This is a genomic window from Shimia haliotis, assembly GCF_900114415.1.
In the GTDB taxonomy this organism is placed as follows: Bacteria; Pseudomonadota; Alphaproteobacteria; order Rhodobacterales; family Rhodobacteraceae; genus Shimia; species Shimia haliotis.
The window spans coordinates 839,786-857,306 of the sequence record NZ_FOSZ01000001.1 but is presented as its reverse complement, the minus strand read 5'-3'; the positions used below and the strand labels follow the sequence as shown (position 1 = coordinate 857,306).

Genomic DNA, 17,521 nt, shown 5'->3' with positions numbered 1-17,521 from the left:
TATTTTTTACCAATATGGCAATCCGCAGGGTTTAGTGCAATCCGGCGCGTGACGCGGCACGGTCAATCGCCGCCACAATTTCTTCGGGATTGGTGTGGTGCGGCATGTGGCCGATGCCATTTAACACGACAAGGTTGGCGCCGGGAATGTCCTCGACCATACGGGTAGAGTGCACATGTACGCCAACAGTGGTGTCGGCATCGCCGTGCACGATTTCGACCGGTAGCGAGAGGTCTTTGTAGTGCGGCGCGAGGGCTTGCAGCTCTGGGCGGAGTTCGTGACGTTGCTGCGCGTTGGCGAGCAGGGAGGAGGGGCGCAGAACAAGGGGAACGCCGACGTAGGCGGCGTAGTCCTTTGGAGCGGGTTGCGGGGCAAAGATACCGGCTATGGAGGCAGCCACGTATTGCTCGCTGGCCCAAGCGGAAATCACGCGGGCCATAACAGGGCCTTTCCAAGGATCAGCCAAGCGCGCGTAAAATCTGCTGAGATTGCCTTCCCAAGGGTAGGTGGCACCGGCGATGGATACGGCGGCGGCAATGTTGTCAGAGTGATGAACAGCCCATGACATGGTCACGGCGCCGCCAAAGCTTTGGCCGACAACTATTGGATTTTGAACACCAATTTGGTTGGCTGCGGCCGACAAGAGTGCGGCTTGCTGAGCGAGCGTCACGCCGTTTTGGGCCAAAGGCGGGGTATGGCCAAGGCCTGGGCGGTCAAACACAATCAGGCGGTAGCGCTGGGTCAGGCGGTCCACCAGATCAAAAGTAAAATCGCGGGTGTTTCCCGAAGCTCCGTGGATAAGAACAACGGCTGGAGCGGCTTTGTCGCCGCGATCCACATAGTGTACGGGGTGGCCGTCGACGTAAACAAAATCGCCCTCGGGCGGGAAATTCTTTTCTGCCATGGATTTGCGTTGCTCAACTCGCCAAAGGGTTACCGCAATGGCGAGGAATGCCAGTGTCAGAAGCGCGAGGCTTGCCCATTTAATCATGATGTCTGTCCGTTGTCCGTTCGCGTGCCCGAAGTATCTGTTTCCAGATACGAAGGGACAACGGGTTTTGGCTGACCGTTACGTTACGTGAAGGTCAGTCCTCATGCGCCCGCAGGTCGGTTGTTTCGTAGCCGATCTTGGACATGTCAAACGGGGTGGTTTGGTAGATCTCGGAAATCCAGTTTCCATACAAAAGATGCGCGTGGCTACGCCACCGGTTTTGTGGCGGGTTGGACGGGTCGTCATCCGGATAGTAATTCGCCGGAACATTGATCGGTGTGCCCTCGGCCACATCGCGATCGAATTCCTGTTTCAAAGTGTCCGAGTCATACTCGAAGTGGTTGAAAATAAACAAAGACCTAGTTTTGGGGTGCTCGACAAGACATGGACCAACATCGTCAGAATGAAGCAGAGTGCGTAGCTCCGGAACCGCGTCGATCTCTTCTTGGCGCATCTCGGTCCAGCGGCTGACGGGGATCACGCAGTCGTCTGAAAATCCGCGCAGAAACGGCGACGCATGCGCCAGATTGCGGTGGCGGAAACAACCGAAAGCCTTGTGGTCGAGAATGTGTTTTTTGACGCCGTGGAAATAGTTGATCATGGCCATGCCGCCCCAGCATACGCCAAAGGTGGAGTGGACATGTGTGCGGGTCCAATCAAAGACCTCGCAGAGTTCGTCCCAATATGTGACGTCTTCGAACGGCAGGTGTTCAATCGGCGCGCCGGTGATGATCAAGCCGTCGAATTTCTCACCGGACGCCTTAACATCCTGAAAAGGACGATAAAATTCCGCCATATGTTCGGCTGCGGTATTGCGTGTTTTGTGCTCACTCATGCGAATAAGCGACAGTTCCAGTTGCAATGGTGTGGCACCGATCAGACGCGCGAATTGGTTCTCGGTCTGGATCTTTTTGGGCATCAGGTTCAACAGGCCGATGCGCAGCGGGCGGATGTCCTGACGTGCGGCCTGATCCTCGGACATGACCATGACGCCTTCGTGCGTGAGCACGTTAAAGGCGGGCAGGTCAGACGGGATTTTGATAGGCATGAGTCAGTGTCCTTGGATGAGATTTGCGTGGCGTGAGGGCCATAGTTAGGCCTTTGCCGTATGGGCCTCAAGGGTTTGCGCAATGAGCGTCACAAAGTCGTCAGCGGTTTCGACCTGCGCAACGGCTTCGGCGGTCACAGTGAGGCCGCGTTTGGCCATAGCTGCATAGCGGGGCTGACGGTGGGCCAAAGCCCGAGCATAAGTCCAACGCACGAAGGCATCGGGATCAACTTTATCCTCGTGATCGCCGGTTTCCGCAAGATACCCTTCCCACGCTGAAAACAGGAATTCTGCTTGATAACACATAGGCTTAGGTGCGCGATCAAAACGGCGGACCAGTTCCTCGGTGTGGGCTTCGGAGCCTTTGATCCAAACCATCAGGGTGTTCGCTTCAAGCGCATTCAGGACCGGATCATGCGGGTTTTCAGGATCAACAACTTCGCAGATTGACCCGCCGGTATCGCAGACGAAATTGTCATAGCCATAAAGCTCATGAGCACGGTCAATAAAGAGTTTTGTGTCCAGAAGGGCCGCGATCTCTGCGTCTTCGTGTTGCGCCTGACGACGTTGGTATTCTGCAAAGGGCAGCCCGCCTTTGGCGGGGTCGCCGGGCTTGCCGAGATAGGTGCTGAGGGGGGCGAGATTGTTGAAGGTGATGTTGGAGCCGATGTAGATGCTGTCGCTCATCAACAATTCGCGCAAAAACGGAACTTTCATCGCTTCGCGTTTCGCGTTGTCGGTGATGTGTTCACCCATGTAGCGGGTCCCGATACGGTAATCGATGGAATAGTGGAACCAGTCGCCATTGGCGCGCAAGGCGTTGGAAATGTGGGTTTTTCCAAGGCCGGACATGCCGAACAAAAGCACTTTCTTCTGTGGCGCGTCGCGCCAGTCTTGCGCGGAAGAATAGATCATACCTGCGGTCCCTTAGTCGTTCCACACAGGTGGTAACGACACGGGATTGCGGGGTCAAATGCTATTGGAAACCGGAGTCGGTATCGCGTCGGTAAAACGTCGGTATCACGTCGGTGCAAAATCAGCTTCGGGATTTGCGCCATCCGGCGGCACGGGCTTCGGCCTCTGAGCAAAACCAACGCTGGCCTTTGGCGGTGTTCACGGTTGTGCGGGAATACCATTTGCCACCTGGTACGTGATAGATGCGTTCGCCCTTGCTGTTGATGTTGCCTTTGATGTTGCAAGATGCGGGCTTGGATTTGGCTGGTAGCCGCGCGCCGCGGCGCCAGTCTTCCGGTGCAACAAAAGCCCCTTGCCAGATGCCGCGCTTGTCCCGCTTGGCGGCGCGCTCTTCGCGCAGATAGTCATCAGAAAACCGTGTATAGGCGATGGCCCAACCGGCGCGCACCAGCCAAGCGTTGAGGTCGTTACCATTTTGGCTGCAGACCGCAATCCACCGACCATAGCGATCCTGATCCGTGGGGGTGCAGGTCACAGGGCGTCGCCCGATCTTGTCGGCAAGCGCAAAGGCAGCCTCCTTGCCGCAGCGCCACGCATCGCCGTTTTGGTCATGGCAGATTTGACCGCTTTCGGGCGCGTCGATGCCATGAAGCCTTAAGCGTTCGCCGCGAATTTCGAGGGTGTCGGCGTCGATCACGCTGGCGGTGCCGGTCAGGGGAGCTCTTTCTGCGGCGTGAGCCGCGCTCAGGCTGCACAAGGCAAGCAAACAGGCAGCGGCGAGGCGGGCCAGCGTCATTTGGTGTCTCCGGATATGTGTCATGTCGGTGAGTGAGCCGACAGGGGGGGTATGCGGAGATCGAAGGCGGAGCGCAATAGGCGCTCCGCCAGTAAGCTTAATTCAGCGCGTATGTGACTTGAAGGCCAGCAGCCCATGCATCGTTGTCAGCAAAGATCGCGCCATTGTCTGTCACGGCATCCCCCATCATGATCTTACGAATGCCAAAGGAGATTTTCGCGTTGTCCTTGGTATAGGTTCCCCCAATCCCGACAGAGAAATAGCCGTCGGACGGGCCGAGGTCAGACACGGTGCCGCCGTGACTTTCTTCGTAGCCGAAGGTCAGGGCGCCGGAGAAAGTGTCGGAGAAGCGATGACCAAACCCGAGGTTATAGGTGATTGCATCATTGGAGAATGACACCAGCGTTCCGGGCAAATAGTTTGGCGAGCTGAGGTCAAACGCGCTCCATTCAACCCACCGTACCGAGCCGAAAAGCAAAGTGTTGGCCGCAATGCCTGTTTGAAAGTCGAGGTTAAGCGACTGAGGGGTTTCGATCTCTGCGACGTGCGTGCCGGTGCCGCCGTTTTCATTGAGCGACAGGGACTGTTTGATCGCGGAGTTGTAGGTCAGCGAAACCCGGGCCGCGATTTCCGGCTTTTCCCAAGCCGCCCCAATCAAATACCCGAGGTCCGTCGCCGCGTCGGAGGTCATGGAATAGCCAACCGCAGGCACGTCAACCTCGGCGGAGGCCCGTTGCAGGCGCAGGCCACCGTACAGGCTGATGCCGCTGTCGAATTTATGACGCAACATGGCGGTTAGCGCGTGGGTTTCTGCGTCCGCGCGCAACCGGTCGGACGTGGCCGGATTGCTGAGCGGATACGTCGGGTTGTAGGAGACATGAGCGCCAAATGGCTGATCGTAAATCAACGCGAAATCGAGCGTGTCTGTCAGAGCGCGCTTGTAGCCGATGTGGGGCAGGCCATAGCCGACGCCGACGTCACCGGATGGCGCGCCGCCCAAGGTGCCCGAGAGGCTCGGGTCGGCATACGAATAGGCGAATTGGACTGCGTCGCCTTCTTCGAAAATCAGGTTGATGCCTTGACCTGAGCGGTCAAGACCGCCAGCCAAAGCGGCACCGCTTGCCAGCGACAAGGTCGCGGCACCAAGTAGTGTGTTGCGCATTGTTCCTCCCAGTGAGCAGGTGTTTATCTGCTCGGTATTTTTATTGCGTTTTGGTTGATACTTTTGAAATTTTCCATCAATCAACGATGACTTTGGGTCAGTCCGGTGGGTGACTAAACGTAAATCTGGGAGATATGTTTTGTATTAATTGAATAAATTCAAACCCTTAATGTATTTTCTGCACTGCGGAAGATGCGGCGCTGAATTCAGAGGTTAGGACAGGTTTCGCGGGCCTTTGGGATGCGAAATGAACACGGCCCGCAACAGGCGGGCCGTGTTTGGTTCGGAGATAGTTTAAAAATGCATGCCGACGCGCACGCCTGCACCAATGGCTGTGTTGTCTTGGAAGTTCAGGATCGGACCTCCCGCGTCATAGAAGGTGTCGCCCAGCCAGATGTAGGACACTCCGCCTGAAATCGAGAATCTCTCGGAGATCTGATAGGTGGCGGCGATACCGATACTGGTGGATCCGGACGTCGGAGCCAGCAGTGTTGTTGTTTCCTTTCCGGTAGATTTTTCATATCCGGCGGACAGAGCCAGGGAGAGTTTGTCGTTGATCTGCCGCCCCACACCGAGCGTGTAAGTGATTGTGTTGTCGTCAAAACTCACCCATTCACCATCGCTGGTTGTTAGGTTGAAACCGTCCCAGCCAACCCAACGCACAGTGGCAAAAACCAGAGTGCCCGGCGCGACACCTGTTTGGAGATCAAGATTGACGCTTTCGGGGAAGTCCACGTCGAACAGGCGCGGATCAACCACGTTGTGCGTGCCCTCAAGACTGGAGGTGATGGCAGTGGCATAGGTCAAAGCCGCCCTGAGCGCGATTTCAGGTTTTTCATAGGCGACCCCGAACACGCCGCCGAAATCGTAGTCGCCCTGCGCATCAAGCAGACCGAGAGAGGAGGTGATTGTGCCTCCAGCTTTGACGCCGCGTGCACCACCGTAAAAGCTGAGGCCGTTGTCGAGTTTGTAGCGCACCAGTCCGGTTATGCCGTGCGTGGAGATATCGGCGCCGCCGCCGGCAAAGGGTGCTGCAGTATAGAGAATGTCCGCCCCAAATGGCTGATCATAAATGATCGCGATGTCCAATGCGTCATTCACCGTGTGTTTGTAGCCAAACGAGGGGGTGTAGTAGCGGTTGGCCACATCGGTGTGATCCCCGAGACCAGCACCCGATCCCGAGACATTGGGATTGGCACCGGTATAGGAGAATTGCGCGAAGTCGCCGTCTTCAAATAGAATGTTGACGCCTTGCCCCGAGCGGTCGATCCCGCCAGCCAAAGCGGCACCTGCGGTGAGCGCCAGAATGGACGCACCAACGAGAGTGGATTTCATGTGTTCTGTCCCGAAGAGAGTGTTTTTTGAGTGTTGTGACTCTGTTTTCGGGAGGATTGGTTGACGGCGCATTAACCGAGGTGTCCGGAATGCGAATAAGGCGTTTCGAATTTTAGCGGAAGTGGGCCCGGGTCAAGCCCTGCGTCGAAACAGTCGTCCGTCCAGCACAAGCAAACCCACAGCGAGCAGTGCAAATCCCGCATAGGCGCGAGGGGCGAGGGTTTCTCCCAGCACCAACGCGCCCAGCACGATTGCAAATGGCGGGATCAGCAATGTCACAAGCATCAGGTTGCCGGAGCCTGCCATAGCCAGTACGCGGTAATACAGCAGATAGGCGCCTGCGGTGGCGACGATCGCGCAATAGGCGATGGCTGCCCATGTTGACGGCGCAAGCGTCAGGGTGATCGGTCCGTCTATGATCAGGGCCAGTGGAATCGCAACGACGGAGGCGCCCGTGAGCATACCTGCGGCGGCGATTTGCGGCGGTTGGCCAGCAAGGCGTTTGCGGGCCCAAACACCGGCAAAGGCATAAGACAGGGTGGCCGCCACTGCCGCCAATTGCGCGAGGCTGCGTGGGTTGAGATCGGTCAGGTTGGACAGGCCGATTGCCGTGGCGACACCAAGAAAGCCCAAACTCACACCAATGGCTTTGCGCGGGGTCAGGCGCTCGTCAGGCAGCATCAATGCGGCCACCAGCACGCCGAAGATGGCTGTTGTGGCGTTGAAAATCGATGTCAGGCCGGTTTCGATGGTGAGTTGCGCCCAGTTGAGCAACGTAAAAGGTACAATGTTGTTGAGAAGACCCATCACAAGGAAGGCGGCCCAGACACCGGGAGATGTGGGCACGTCTTGTCGGCGTAAGAGGACCACAGCCCAGAGGATCAGGGCAGCCCAGAAGACCCGATGGGCCACGAGCGTGAAGACGGGAACTTCGTCCAAAGCGATACGCGAGGCCAGAAAAATGCCGCCCCAGATCGCGGCGAGCAGCAGCAGTTCGAGCCAGGCTTGGGCGGACAGGGTTTTTTGCGCAGACATAGAACCACCTAATCAAACTGTCTGGGCATCGGCGACCCATTTCTTGTGCAAAAGGAGAGTGCGTTAGGGTTTGGCGGCCCGAGACCGATGATCGGACAGGATATTCAGGTAGTTGCCGCCAAAGATCAGCGCCGCTCCGAGCACCACAAACATGTCGATGGGCTCACTGTAGAACAGGGCGCCGACAACGGCGATGAGGGGGAGGCGGACAAAGTCGATGGGCATCACGATGGAGGCGGGGGCAAGGCTGAGGGCGGTGGTCATGCAGAAATGCGCAACAAGGCCTGCGCAGGCGATCAGGATTAGCCATGGCGCGGTTGCCATTGTTGGCAGCGCGATGTCGCCGTCAAAGCCGGCAAAGACCACGCCGAAAATTGCCTGAAGAACGGTCAGGAAAAACAGAATGCTGGTGATGGACTCGGTGCGGGTGAGTTTGCGTGTGAAAAGCGCGGTCAGGGCAAACCCCACTGCAGCCATGAGTGCGGCGAGCTGGCCCGGGTTGATGGTTTCGGGTGTCGGGCGGGCGACTATGAGAATGCCGACAAATCCGATGAAGGCCGAGAAAAGCCCGACGGGACGAAGGCGCTCTCCGAGAAGGAGCGGTGCCAGCAGGATCGCCCAGATCGGAGAGGTGAATTCGAGTGCAAAAACCTGCGCCAAGGGGATCACGGTGATGGCATAGAACCAGAGGTTCTGTCCGGTGAAGTGACAGACATTGCGGATAAAATGCAGGCCGAGGTTCTTGCGGCTGACTTGATTTATGGTGCCCGCGCAAGTGGCCACAACCAACACGATGACCACACCCACAAGGCTGCGGTACATCATGATTTCGAAGGTATCAAAGGCGTGCGACACCGCGCGGCCTGCGATGGCCATCGACGTAAACGACGCAATCGCGCCAATCATCCACAGCGCCGCCTTGACCGTCGTGTTCATGTGTCGTCCGTTGTGATCTGGTATGTGCGCGGAATGTCTTTGGTGACTTCTGCCCAGTCAGAGGCCTTGGTGCGGGTTTGGTGCGCGTCAAAGGCCGTCTGGTCGGTGAAACGCTCAGAGACATTGAACCGGCCGGACATTGTGGCGTCGGGCGTGACTTCAAAGGACAAACACCCAGGTTCAGCGCGCGTGAGCGCGACGTGGTCGGGCAGGGCCGCGCGCACAGCGCTCAGGCGGTCGGCGGGCACGTCGATATATCCGGTCAGCGTTATCATGGCGCGAACCTCGCAGGTCTTTGGAGGCGCGGCAAGCGGAATGCGCGGGGCACTTGTGGCAAAATTTCCCGACCGTTTGCGGCGTTAGGTCTGGCCACAGTCAGGGGCCGTTGGACAAAAGCGCATAGGTCGCGTTGGGGTGCCAGCCGGCATGGGAACGGATGACCGAAAAACCGGCGTTTGTGAGCGCGCTGAGGTGCTGGGGGTTGTTGTAGATCACAACAGAGGGAACGCCGGACAGATTGCGCGCCACTTGGGACAGGATCTTCTCGTCAAAGGGGTTGTAGAGATAGACCAGCGTGGTTGGTTTGGTGGTGGGGAATGTAAACGTCGCAGCGTCGCAGGTATGCAGGCTGGCCTGTGCGTTCAGTTTTGCGAGGTTGGAGGCGCAGATGTCGATGAGGGGCGCGCTGTAGTCAATGCCGGTCAGGTGGGCATCGTTGCCAAACATCTGATGCCAGACACAAAGAACCTTGCCTTTGCCACAGCCGACATCGGTGAATTGCACATCCGTCGCCGGCAGATTGAGATGGTCAAGAGCCTCTCGGGTGGCGGTGCGGATGATGTTGGTCCAGCTCGCCATATAGAGCACGCCGTGCTCAAAATTCTTTGGCCGGTCCGAATAGTGGTCCTTGGGTTGCCAGACATGGGTATCGGTGCCGTTTTGAAGATCAAAACGGTGCGCCTGCCAGAAATGGGTCAGCGGCAGGCGGGGTCCGCGGGCGCGGAGCATTCTAAGATAGTCGGGCAGGCCGAAAGTCATGAAAGGCAACCATTTGGATGGGACCGGTCTCAAGAGTGGCGCCGGATGAGGTAGGCGTCAATGACGGTCGCGATGGCGGCCGAGGAATAGGCGCAATCATGGAGGATATGTCTGCATAGTGGGTTGGCGCCAGCAGGCCATGCGCGGGCATTGGGTGGGTTGGAGTGGATGCTCATTTTGAGGCCAGATTGACAGGTGCTGGGCGAGGGGCGAACGGTAGCTGTGCGCAGGAAGGGGGCTTTGCAAAGCCAAGATTTTCGGCAAACAGCTTTAGTCCTGATTATTGTTTTTCTACTGGAACCGAGACACAGAAAGAAACTTCTTGAGCAACACCTCCACTGGTTTCAATTATCTTTTCTTCATCGACTTCTACCCAGATCTCGCCATTAAATTGGCCGACAAGTTGCTTTGCCAAAAAGAGGCCTGTACCGGTTCCGGAGTTCTGTCCCTGCCTTGCTGCAACGCTCCTATAGCCTTTCTCGAATATTCGTTTCTTCTCATCACCTGAGATCAGAGGGCCGATTGAGGAAATTTTTATTTCAACTGACTTCTCTACATCTCTACAGGAAACTTCAATTGTCGAATTCGCGGGGCTATATTTAATGGCATTGTCGATGAGTAGGTATGGTAAGATTTCAAAGACGTTTGGCCCCAAGCATCTTCCATGTGAGGGACCCGCTAGGCTCAACTCAATATTCCTTTTTTCGGCACTGGGCCGGAAACATCTTACGACTTTATCAACCTTCTTGAAGACTGGTGTCTGAAAGGTACCGTCGTCGCCATTAGGGTTGCCTGCTAAATCCAGAACATCCGTCCTTAGTTTGAGCATTCCTTGAGCTGCCAGAATACTTTCGAGGCGGTTCGCTAGTGCATCCCTATCGCCACCATAATGAGCAGCGCGGGCCTCTTCTGCAGCGTGATAAATAGACGCGGACAGTCGACGCAAATCGTGAATTAGCATGTTAAAATCCGCGTCTGTTTCGTTCCGGTACTCTTGCTCTCTTTCTTGAAGTTTGCTTAGATATTTTTCGAACTCTATCTTTGAAAAAGCGGGTTTAGAACCTTTCTGTTTCACTGGGGGGTGATCAGTAAGCCCTAGGCCGATAAAGACTCGCCGCTCTCCGTTCTCATAGTTGCTCACATGGTTCCAATATCCATAATCAACTTTATGCCAGCCACTTTTGCTCAGCTTAGAATAAGTGTCTAGTTTGTTCGTGCCCCCCAGTTCAGGGGGCAGTTTGAATAGCATGCCATCGTAGAATTTATAGCTGTTGTCGCGTTCAACAAAAAGTACTGGAATGGCAAACATTAGACACCCGTGATTAGTTTGAAGAGTGTTGAAGCAATCAAACCTTCGACAATGCTTCGAGCAGAGCTACCAATCTTCATGTTTTTGGAAATGTTGCTCATATCTTTGAGTTCGCCATCGCCTACCAAATAGGCGCGGACAAATGCATCTTCGAGTTTTAATAGATCCTTGGTGTCAACGCGCTCTTCAACAAGAGCTGAGCGAATTCTCTGCCAGACTTCTCTGACATCACTTGCATTCGAAATGTACTCGTCCAGCGTCTCAGTCCATTCCTCAAGTTCAGCATCTTTCCGGATGAACCCGTCGGCATACACGGAAGCTCGCCGAACGATAGGATCCGAGCCTGATGACCCTGAATAGGCCAATACATACGTCGCCGGATAGTTTTTACGTATTTCTTTGATAATGCTCGCGCCATGTGCGTTTTTATCAAAATGAGCCCCAACATCCATCAAATCGCAAAGAACGATTGGGAAGCTGGCAACTTCAGAGATCGACTTTAGATCTCCTAATTCTTGAATTTTATAGCCATAAGTTGTCAGGTTGCGTGCTGCCTCAAATGGTTGGTCATCGACAATTGCAATGGATACTTCTCTTCGCTTGTCAGCCTTTATTGGTCGATGCAGTGTTTTAAGGCTTGCGTTTGGAATGTCATTGATGATTTTATAATTCATCAAAAAATGTCTCAGCATATCCATGTCCTATTTTCTACCAATGAGTGCGCTTGCCGCAACCAGAAGCTGTTACCATGGATTTTACACTTCTTCACCAACTTCAATGCCAGTCTAGGCGCTCCGTTTCTGCCTGAAATTGTGGCTTTCAATATTTGTTATCTGCGTTTCGATGACACTTTAGCCGGTCGCGGCGGCGCTGCGTTGGATCGTGCGATGTGGGACGTTGACACAAGAAAAACAGGACCTCGGCACGGCGTTTTCTACACCAGTTTCTTATGTCAAGTTTGGGCTGTGAGCGGCCGTCTATCAGTTTGAGGCAGACGGCGGCACCGTCCGCTCAGCAAACTTTGGTCCCAGCCTCAGCAAAGAGCCACTTCCCTCTCACCAACACCGTTTGCGGACTTACCCACAAAAAACGCCGCCCTTGTGAGGCGGCGTTTTCTAAATCTCTGTGACCCTCACCGAAGCCTCGGGTGTTCGGCGCTGAAACCAGTTCTGCGGACTGGTTTTCGGGCGCGCTTTACTCCCACTCGATCGTGCCCGGAGGCTTGGAGGTGATGTCATAGGTGCAGCGGTTGATGCCCTTGACCTCGTTGATGATGCGCGTTGCGGTCTCACCAAGGAATTCGTGGGTAAAGGGGTAATAGTCCGCCGTCATGCCGTCCACAGATGTCACCGCGCGCAGGGCGCAGGCGTAGTCATAGGTGCGGCCGTCGCCCATCACACCCACTGTGCGCACCGGCAGGATCGCCACGAAGGCTTGCCAGATGTCGTCATAGAGACCGTGTTTGCGGATCTGGTCGATATAGATCGCGTCAGCTTCGCGTAGGATGTCGAGTTTCTCGATGGTGATCTCGCCCGGGCAGCGGATGGCAAGGCCCGGTCCCGGGAAGGGATGGCGGCCAATGAAGGACTGCGGCAGGCCAAGTTCACGGCCCAAAGCGCGGACTTCGTCTTTGAACAGCTCCCGTAGGGGTTCGACCAGTTTGAGACCCATCTTCTCGGGCAGGCCGCCGACGTTGTGGTGGCTCTTGATGGTCACAGACGGACCGCCGGAGAAGGAGACAGACTCGATCACGTCGGGATACAGCGTGCCTTGGGCAAGGAATTCGGCGCCGTCGATGGTGTCGGCGTGTTTCTGGAACACATCGATAAACAGCTTGCCGATGATCTTGCGTTTGGTTTCCGGATCGCTTTGTCCGTCCAGTTCGCCAAGGAAAAGGTCGCTTTCGTCGGCGTGGATCAGCTGAATGTTGTAGTTGTCGCGGAACATGGCGACGACTTCTTCGGCTTCGTTCTTGCGCAGGAGGCCGTGGTCGACAAAGACGCAGGTGAGCTGATCGCCGATGGCCTCGTGGATGAGGATCGCGGCAACCGAGCTGTCAACGCCGCCGGAAAGGCCACAGATGACGTTTTTGTCGCCAACCTGTGCGCGGATCGCTTCGATCATCTGCTCGCGGTATGCGCCCATGGTCCAATCGCCTTTGAAACCGGCGAGTTTCACAAAGTTCTCATAGAGCTTTGCGCCGTTGGGCGTGTGGTGCACTTCGGGGTGGAACTGCACCGCGTAGAAATGGCGCGACGTGTCGGCGGTGATGGCATAAGGCGCGTTCGGGGAGGTGCCGTAGACCTCAAAACCCGGTGCGATTTCGCTGACGTGGTCGCCGTGAGACATCCAGACCTGCTCGTCGCCATCTGCGAACCAGCCTTCGAGAATGTCGAGGTTGGCTTTGGGTGTGACGTAGGCGCGGCCGAATTCGGCGGTGCCGTGGCCGCTTTCGACCTTGCCGCCCAATTGGGTCATCATGGTTTGCTGACCGTAGCAGATACCGAGGATCGGCACGCCGTAGTCGAAAATCTCTTGCGGCGCGCGGGGTGATCCTTCGCGGGTCACGCTGTCGGGGCCACCGGAGAAGATCACGGCCTTGGGCGCAAAGCTGCGCACGAAGTCCATGTCGACGTTCTGATAGGGGTGGATTTCGCAGTAAACGTTCAGCTCGCGCAGGCGCCGGGCGATCAGCTGTGTGACCTGGCTGCCGAAGTCAATGATGAGAAGGCGGTCATGAGATGTCTGGGTCATGGGCGGGCTGTAGGACATGGCGGGCTTTGGCGCAAGGGGCTGCGTAGGGTGGGGGCGGGTTTGTCGTGTTTTTTGGCCCATCCGTCGCCTTTGTCGGGCCTTGCGGGCGGCGGGTGGGTCAGTTTTCAGACAGATTTTGTATATTGGAGGTATATACATGATGCATGCATTTCCAGCGGGTCTGGAGGCGGCGGCGTTCAATCTGGCGGTGGCGGTGATCTGTGGCGCGTTGATCGGGTCGGAACGACAGGTGCGGCAGCGCATGGCGGGCTTGCGCACCAATGCATTGGTGGCGCTGGGGGCGGCAAGCTATGTGGTGTTTTCAGCGCTCTATCCGGATGAGGTCAGCCCGACACGGGTGGCGGCACAGGTAGTGTCGGGGATCGGGTTTCTTGGCGCAGGCATCATTTTCCGGCAAGGGTTCACGGTGCATGGGCTGAACACAGCGGCGACGCTTTGGTGCGCGGCGGCGGTCGGGTTGTTGGCGGGGGGCGGTCATGTGGCCTTTGCGGTTTTGGCGACGGCGCTGATTGTCTTTGTGAACCTTGGCCTGAGGCCGCTGGTGAAATGGCTTAAGCGGAAAACCCGCGCGGGCGTTCCGCTCAATCAGGATTTTGAGGTCAACGTGACTTTTGCAAAGTCGCAAGAGGACGGGGTTCGGGCCTTGGTTTTGACCGCACTTAGTCAGATGGGGGTGGCGATCAATGGCATCGAGCAGGTCGAGCAGGATGGCGGACGGGCGGCGCTTGATATCCTGTTGACCATTGAAGAGCGCAGCGGTGTTGAGCCCGCCAAGCTGCTTGGCCCGTTGATGCTTGATCCACGGGTGTCAAAGGTCGTCTGGGAAGAGACTGGCAGCGCCTGAGGCGGGGGCTTGGATCAAATGTGTCGGAATTCGGAGTGTTCAATGTCGCATTCTTGCGTCAAAGGACGTTGTTGCGCGGTGAGGCCGGTCTTGGGCGGGCTACACCATTGGCAACGTGAGACCAAAATATCGCTTTGGAAGGACATACCATGGCAGAAGCAGCAGGCCGTCGTCGGGGACGGGGTGGTGGCGGAGCAGCGCGGCGCGCAGCACGGACCGGTGTAAAAATCGAGACCGCGAAGTTCATCGAGCGCAACATTCCGCTGTATGAAATTCTGAATGAAGAAGCGTTGCAGGTCATTGAGACCAATGCGGAAATCCTCTTGGAAGAGGTTGGCGTCAACTTTGTGAACAACAAGGGCGCGCTGGACCGGTGGAAAGAAGCCGGTGCGGATGTGGATTATCAGGCGGAGCGCGTGCGCATCCCGCGGGGCATGGCACGGGAGCTGTGCAAGACGGCGCCGAGCAAGATCGTGCAACATGCGCGTAACCCAGAAAAGACCGTCGAAATTGGTGGAAATACACTGGTTTGTGCGCCGGTTTATGGCCCGCCGTTCGTGCGCGATGCGGAAGGTGGCCGTCGCTATGCCACGATGGATGACTTCGAGAAGTTCGTGAAGCTGGGCTATATGTCCAAGTGGCTGCACCACTCAGGCGGCACCGTTTGTGAACCGACTGATGTGGCGGTGAACAAGCGTCACCTTGATATGTTGTTGGCGCACATGACGCTGAGCGACAAGCCGTTCATGGGGTCGGTGACAGAACCGAGCCGCGCACAGGACAGTGTTGAGATGTGCGAAATCCTTTTTGGTAAGGACTTCGTTCAGGAAAACACGGTGATGACGTCGCTGATCAACATCAACTCGCCCATGACGTTTGATGACGTGATGATGGGTGCGCTGGAAGTCTACGCCAAGAACAATCAGGCCTGCATTGTTTCGCCCTTCATCGTGGGCGGGGCCATGGCGCCGGTGTCGGTGGCGGGTACGCTGACGCAGGTGTTTGCCGAGGTACTGGCGGGCATCGCGTATAGCCAGCTTATTCGCGCCGGTGCGCCGGTGATTTTCGGCGCCTTCGTGACCTCGATCGACATGAACTCCGGCGCGCCGACGTTTGGTACGCCAGAAGCGAGCCAGATCCTTTATGGCGCGGGTCAACTGGCGCGTCGTCTGGGTCTGCCGTTCCGGTCGGGTGGTGGTCTGTGTGGCTCCAAGCTGCCGGATGCGCAGGCGGCATATGAGACCGCACATACACATAATGCGGCCCTTATGGGCGGCGTGAACTTCATGCTGCACAGCTGTGGCTGGCTTGAGGGCGGTCTGGTGTCCAGTTTCGAGAAATTCGTGATGGATGCGGATCAGCTTGGCACCTTGCACAAGATGGCGCAGGGCGTGAGCTATGATGAGGAAGCGCAAGCGATGGACGCGGTGCGCGAAGTGGGGCCGGGTGGTCATTATCTTGGATGTGCGCATACGCAGGCGAACTTCAAGGAAGCGTTCTGGCGGTCCGAATTGCTTGACTACAAGCCGTTCGAAACTTGGGCAGACGAAGGCGCACGTGACACGCAGGCGTTGGCATCGGCACGGGTGGCGGAACTTCTGGGCGCTTATGAGCAGCCCGCGCTTGATCCCGAGATCGAAGCACGGCTGCGGGCCTACGTCGAAGAGAAAAAGGCGTCTATGCCGGACGCCTTCGTCTAAGGATCAGGGCTGCGGCTGCGTCATCCTCAGCAGGCGGGCCTCGCCCATCAGGGCAATGAGCACATCTACATGGGCCACCAGTGAATAGCTGGTGGCTTTTTGTTTTCGGGCGGTGTTCAGGCTGTCTTCTTTTTCGATGAGCCGGCGCAGTGCTGTGCTGTGTTTGGGCAGTTTGCCCGGCCCGAGGTGACGGTGCAGATGCGCGTCGCGTCGGTATTCGTTACAGCCTGCGCGGGCAGCACGCATAAGCAGGCGCGGGCGTCTTAAGGTGTTCAGAAGAGTGAAAATATCTTGCATGGAATCGGCCTCTGTTTGGTTGCCGGTCAAAGCTATGCACAACTTATGAGGGTGTTGCGTGTGGCGAGTAACTACGTTCGCGCGATTTCTCTTCCGTTTAGGTCTGCGCAACAGGCTGAGGTCAGTCCCCGTCGCGGGCCTCGCCTGACACGCCCGAATTTGTTGATAAGTTTGGGGAAAAGGTGGGGGCAACAATGGCATTATTTCTGACTAATTTTCAGCAAGGAGTGTTTCTATGCGAGTTGACCCGCCGGTATCCAAAGACCTGCCAACCTGGTTGCCTGAAAGCGTTGCGCGCTATGTCGCGCACACCGAGCATGGGCTGTCTATTCGCGAATTGGCGCGGCGGGACGGGTGCCATGCGTCTACGGTTTTGCGGCAAATACGCAAGCTTGAGACCATGCGTGACGATCCTATGATCGACGCGGCACTTGAACAGTTTCGCGCGACGCAATTGGCGCATAAGGGGCGCACGGCGGCCTCTTTGGCATTGTCTCGGGCAAATGTCCCAGGTGAGGTGGCCTTGATGCGGGAAGCGCGCCGGATTTTGGCGCGGCTGTGCGAAACGGGCGCGGTGTTGGCGGTGGCGGATGGCATGGAAAATGCCGTGGTGGTGCGCGACATGCCGGATGGTGAGACTCTGAGAACCGCGACGGTGACTCAGGAGATCGCGCAGGCCATGGCGTTGAAGGATTGGATACAGAGCGCAGGTACCGGCAAGGTGCGCCGTTATTCGATTACGGCAGCGGGGCGGTCTGCGCTGAGCCATATCATGGCGGAGGAGGCAAATGTGGCGCAAGGCTTTGCCGAAGCGCAGCAGGGGTTTGTCGCTGAAGGGCGCGCGCCTGACGCCCAAAGGAGCGGTCGGTTTGCGGCCGCAGAAAGCCCGCTGGTTGCCTTGGCGCGGCGCAAAGATCGTGACGGGGCACTGTTTCTGGACACCGGCATGGTCGCGGCGGGTGAAAGGCTGCGGGAGGATTTTGAACTGGCGCAAATGGGAACTGCGCGCACAAAGCAGTGGGCAGTGTTTTTGCAAGCGGCTGGTTGTGCGGCCTATGACGGCGGAGGATCGGATGCTGCGGAAGCCGCGCGCAAGCGGGTGTCTGATGCACTGTGCGGTTTGGGCGACGGCCTTGCGGATGTGGCGCTGCGGTGCTGCTGCTATTTGGAAGGGTTGGAGACTATCGAAAAAAGGCTCGGATGGTCAGCGCGGTCTGCGAAAGTGGTTTTGCGCATCGCTTTGGGACGTTTGCGCGATCACTATGATGCGCGTGCGGGTGGCAGTGGCGACTATATCGGTTAGGCAAGGCAGCCGTGGGCGGCGATGCGAGTGCCGCCCG

Annotated in this window: 17 protein-coding genes; 3 read left to right on the top strand and 14 right to left on the bottom strand. The window is 57.0% G+C overall.

Annotated elements, in window-relative coordinates; genetic code table 11:
• Positions 1 to 31 precede the first annotated feature (31 nt).
• The 13 genes from BM069_RS04220 to guaA all read right to left on the bottom strand — a co-directional run bounded on the left by BM069_RS04220 (position 32) and on the right by guaA (position 13,319).
• Positions 32 to 991, bottom strand: a complete 960-nt coding sequence (locus BM069_RS04220) for an alpha/beta fold hydrolase (protein ID WP_093320614.1) — start codon at positions 989 to 991, stop codon at positions 32 to 34.
• A 94-nt stretch (positions 992 to 1,085) separates the two neighbouring features.
• Positions 1,086 to 2,039: a homoserine O-acetyltransferase MetA gene (gene metA, locus BM069_RS04215; RefSeq protein ID WP_093320612.1), complete on the bottom strand. Its 954-nt coding sequence runs from the start codon at positions 2,037 to 2,039 to the stop codon at positions 1,086 to 1,088.
• Between the two features lie 45 nt (positions 2,040 to 2,084).
• On the bottom strand, positions 2,085 to 2,954 hold the full coding sequence (locus tag BM069_RS04210; protein WP_093320610.1) for an ATPase: 870 nt from the start codon (positions 2,952 to 2,954) through the stop codon (positions 2,085 to 2,087).
• A 121-nt stretch (positions 2,955 to 3,075) separates the two neighbouring features.
• Positions 3,076 to 3,750 carry a thermonuclease family protein gene (locus tag BM069_RS04205; protein ID WP_093320607.1) on the bottom strand — a complete coding sequence of 225 codons (675 nt, stop codon included), beginning with the start codon at positions 3,748 to 3,750 and terminating at the stop codon, positions 3,076 to 3,078.
• A gap of 97 nt (positions 3,751 to 3,847) precedes the next feature.
• Complete coding sequence (locus BM069_RS04200) at positions 3,848 to 4,912, bottom strand: transporter (RefSeq protein WP_093320605.1); 1,065 nt, start codon at positions 4,910 to 4,912, stop codon at positions 3,848 to 3,850.
• A 294-nt stretch (positions 4,913 to 5,206) separates the two neighbouring features.
• A complete protein-coding gene (locus BM069_RS04195) occupies positions 5,207 to 6,247 on the bottom strand; it encodes an OmpP1/FadL family transporter (protein ID WP_093320603.1) in 1,041 nt (346 codons plus the stop codon).
• Positions 6,248 to 6,379: 132 nt separating this feature from the next.
• Positions 6,380 to 7,282 carry a DMT family transporter gene (locus BM069_RS04190; RefSeq protein WP_093320601.1) on the bottom strand — a complete coding sequence of 301 codons (903 nt, stop codon included), beginning with the start codon at positions 7,280 to 7,282 and terminating at the stop codon, positions 6,380 to 6,382.
• 63 nt (positions 7,283 to 7,345) lie between these two features.
• Positions 7,346 to 8,218, bottom strand: coding sequence for a DMT family transporter (locus tag BM069_RS04185; protein ID WP_093320598.1), 873 nt, complete (start codon positions 8,216 to 8,218; stop codon positions 7,346 to 7,348).
• Positions 8,215 to 8,493 carry a putative quinol monooxygenase gene (locus tag BM069_RS04180; protein ID WP_093320596.1) on the bottom strand — a complete coding sequence of 93 codons (279 nt, stop codon included), beginning with the start codon at positions 8,491 to 8,493 and terminating at the stop codon, positions 8,215 to 8,217. The genes BM069_RS04185 and BM069_RS04180 overlap by 4 nt, the downstream gene beginning before the upstream one ends.
• 100 nt (positions 8,494 to 8,593) lie before the next feature.
• Positions 8,594 to 9,256: a class I SAM-dependent methyltransferase gene (locus BM069_RS04175; protein ID WP_093320592.1), complete on the bottom strand. Its 663-nt coding sequence runs from the start codon at positions 9,254 to 9,256 to the stop codon at positions 8,594 to 8,596.
• 280 nt (positions 9,257 to 9,536) lie between these two features.
• On the bottom strand, positions 9,537 to 10,565 hold the full coding sequence (locus BM069_RS04170) for a sensor histidine kinase (RefSeq protein ID WP_093320589.1): 1,029 nt from the start codon (positions 10,563 to 10,565) through the stop codon (positions 9,537 to 9,539).
• Positions 10,565 to 11,263, bottom strand: a complete 699-nt coding sequence (locus BM069_RS04165) for a response regulator (protein WP_093320586.1) — start codon at positions 11,261 to 11,263, stop codon at positions 10,565 to 10,567. The genes BM069_RS04170 and BM069_RS04165 overlap by 1 nt, the downstream gene beginning before the upstream one ends.
• A 496-nt stretch (positions 11,264 to 11,759) precedes the next feature.
• Entirely contained in the window at positions 11,760 to 13,319 is a 1,560-nt protein-coding gene (guaA, locus tag BM069_RS04160; protein ID WP_093321338.1) for a glutamine-hydrolyzing GMP synthase, read from the bottom strand.
• Positions 13,320 to 13,476: 157 nt separating this feature from the next.
• Here guaA and BM069_RS04155 point away from each other — a divergent pair, with 157 nt between their 5' ends.
• On the top strand, positions 13,477 to 14,184 hold the full coding sequence (locus tag BM069_RS04155) for an MgtC/SapB family protein (RefSeq protein WP_244503524.1): 708 nt from the start codon (positions 13,477 to 13,479) through the stop codon (positions 14,182 to 14,184).
• Positions 14,185 to 14,333: 149 nt separating this feature from the next.
• Positions 14,334 to 15,884, top strand: coding sequence for a trimethylamine methyltransferase family protein (locus BM069_RS04150; protein ID WP_093320582.1), 1,551 nt, complete (start codon positions 14,334 to 14,336; stop codon positions 15,882 to 15,884).
• 3 nt (positions 15,885 to 15,887) lie between these two features.
• On the opposite strand, the gene BM069_RS04145 is transcribed toward BM069_RS04150, so the two are convergent.
• Positions 15,888 to 16,181: a DUF6477 family protein gene (locus BM069_RS04145; RefSeq protein WP_093321332.1), complete on the bottom strand. Its 294-nt coding sequence runs from the start codon at positions 16,179 to 16,181 to the stop codon at positions 15,888 to 15,890.
• Between the two features lie 235 nt (positions 16,182 to 16,416).
• On the opposite strand from BM069_RS04145, the gene BM069_RS04140 reads away from it, so the two are divergent.
• Positions 16,417 to 17,484: a DUF6456 domain-containing protein gene (locus BM069_RS04140; protein ID WP_093320580.1), complete on the top strand. Its 1,068-nt coding sequence runs from the start codon at positions 16,417 to 16,419 to the stop codon at positions 17,482 to 17,484.
• Positions 17,485 to 17,521 lie beyond the last annotated feature (37 nt).

Excerpts from the sequence above, each read along its gene's own strand:
- BM069_RS04220 (WP_093320614.1), bottom strand. The coding sequence starts at position 991 with ATGATTAAATGGGCAAGCCTCGCGCTTCTGACACTGGCATTCCTCGCC.
- metA (WP_093320612.1), bottom strand. The coding sequence starts at position 2,039 with ATGCCTATCAAAATCCCGTCTGACCTGCCCGCCTTTAACGTGCTCACG.
- BM069_RS04210 (WP_093320610.1), bottom strand. The coding sequence starts at position 2,954 with ATGATCTATTCTTCCGCGCAAGACTGGCGCGACGCGCCACAGAAGAAA.
- BM069_RS04205 (WP_093320607.1), bottom strand. The coding sequence starts at position 3,750 with ATGACGCTGGCCCGCCTCGCCGCTGCCTGTTTGCTTGCCTTGTGCAGC.
- BM069_RS04200 (WP_093320605.1), bottom strand. The coding sequence starts at position 4,912 with ATGCGCAACACACTACTTGGTGCCGCGACCTTGTCGCTGGCAAGCGGT.
- BM069_RS04195 (WP_093320603.1), bottom strand. The coding sequence starts at position 6,247 with ATGAAATCCACTCTCGTTGGTGCGTCCATTCTGGCGCTCACCGCAGGT.
- BM069_RS04190 (WP_093320601.1), bottom strand. The coding sequence starts at position 7,282 with ATGTCTGCGCAAAAAACCCTGTCCGCCCAAGCCTGGCTCGAACTGCTG.
- BM069_RS04185 (WP_093320598.1), bottom strand. The coding sequence starts at position 8,218 with ATGAACACGACGGTCAAGGCGGCGCTGTGGATGATTGGCGCGATTGCG.
- BM069_RS04180 (WP_093320596.1), bottom strand. The coding sequence starts at position 8,493 with ATGATAACGCTGACCGGATATATCGACGTGCCCGCCGACCGCCTGAGC.
- BM069_RS04175 (WP_093320592.1), bottom strand. The coding sequence starts at position 9,256 with ATGACTTTCGGCCTGCCCGACTATCTTAGAATGCTCCGCGCCCGCGGA.
- BM069_RS04170 (WP_093320589.1), bottom strand. The coding sequence starts at position 10,565 with ATGTTTGCCATTCCAGTACTTTTTGTTGAACGCGACAACAGCTATAAA.
- BM069_RS04165 (WP_093320586.1), bottom strand. The coding sequence starts at position 11,263 with ATGGATATGCTGAGACATTTTTTGATGAATTATAAAATCATCAATGAC.
- guaA (WP_093321338.1), bottom strand. The coding sequence starts at position 13,319 with ATGACCCAGACATCTCATGACCGCCTTCTCATCATTGACTTCGGCAGC.
- BM069_RS04155 (WP_244503524.1), top strand. The coding sequence starts at position 13,477 with ATGATGCATGCATTTCCAGCGGGTCTGGAGGCGGCGGCGTTCAATCTG.
- BM069_RS04150 (WP_093320582.1), top strand. The coding sequence starts at position 14,334 with ATGGCAGAAGCAGCAGGCCGTCGTCGGGGACGGGGTGGTGGCGGAGCA.
- BM069_RS04145 (WP_093321332.1), bottom strand. The coding sequence starts at position 16,181 with ATGCAAGATATTTTCACTCTTCTGAACACCTTAAGACGCCCGCGCCTG.
- BM069_RS04140 (WP_093320580.1), top strand. The coding sequence starts at position 16,417 with ATGCGAGTTGACCCGCCGGTATCCAAAGACCTGCCAACCTGGTTGCCT.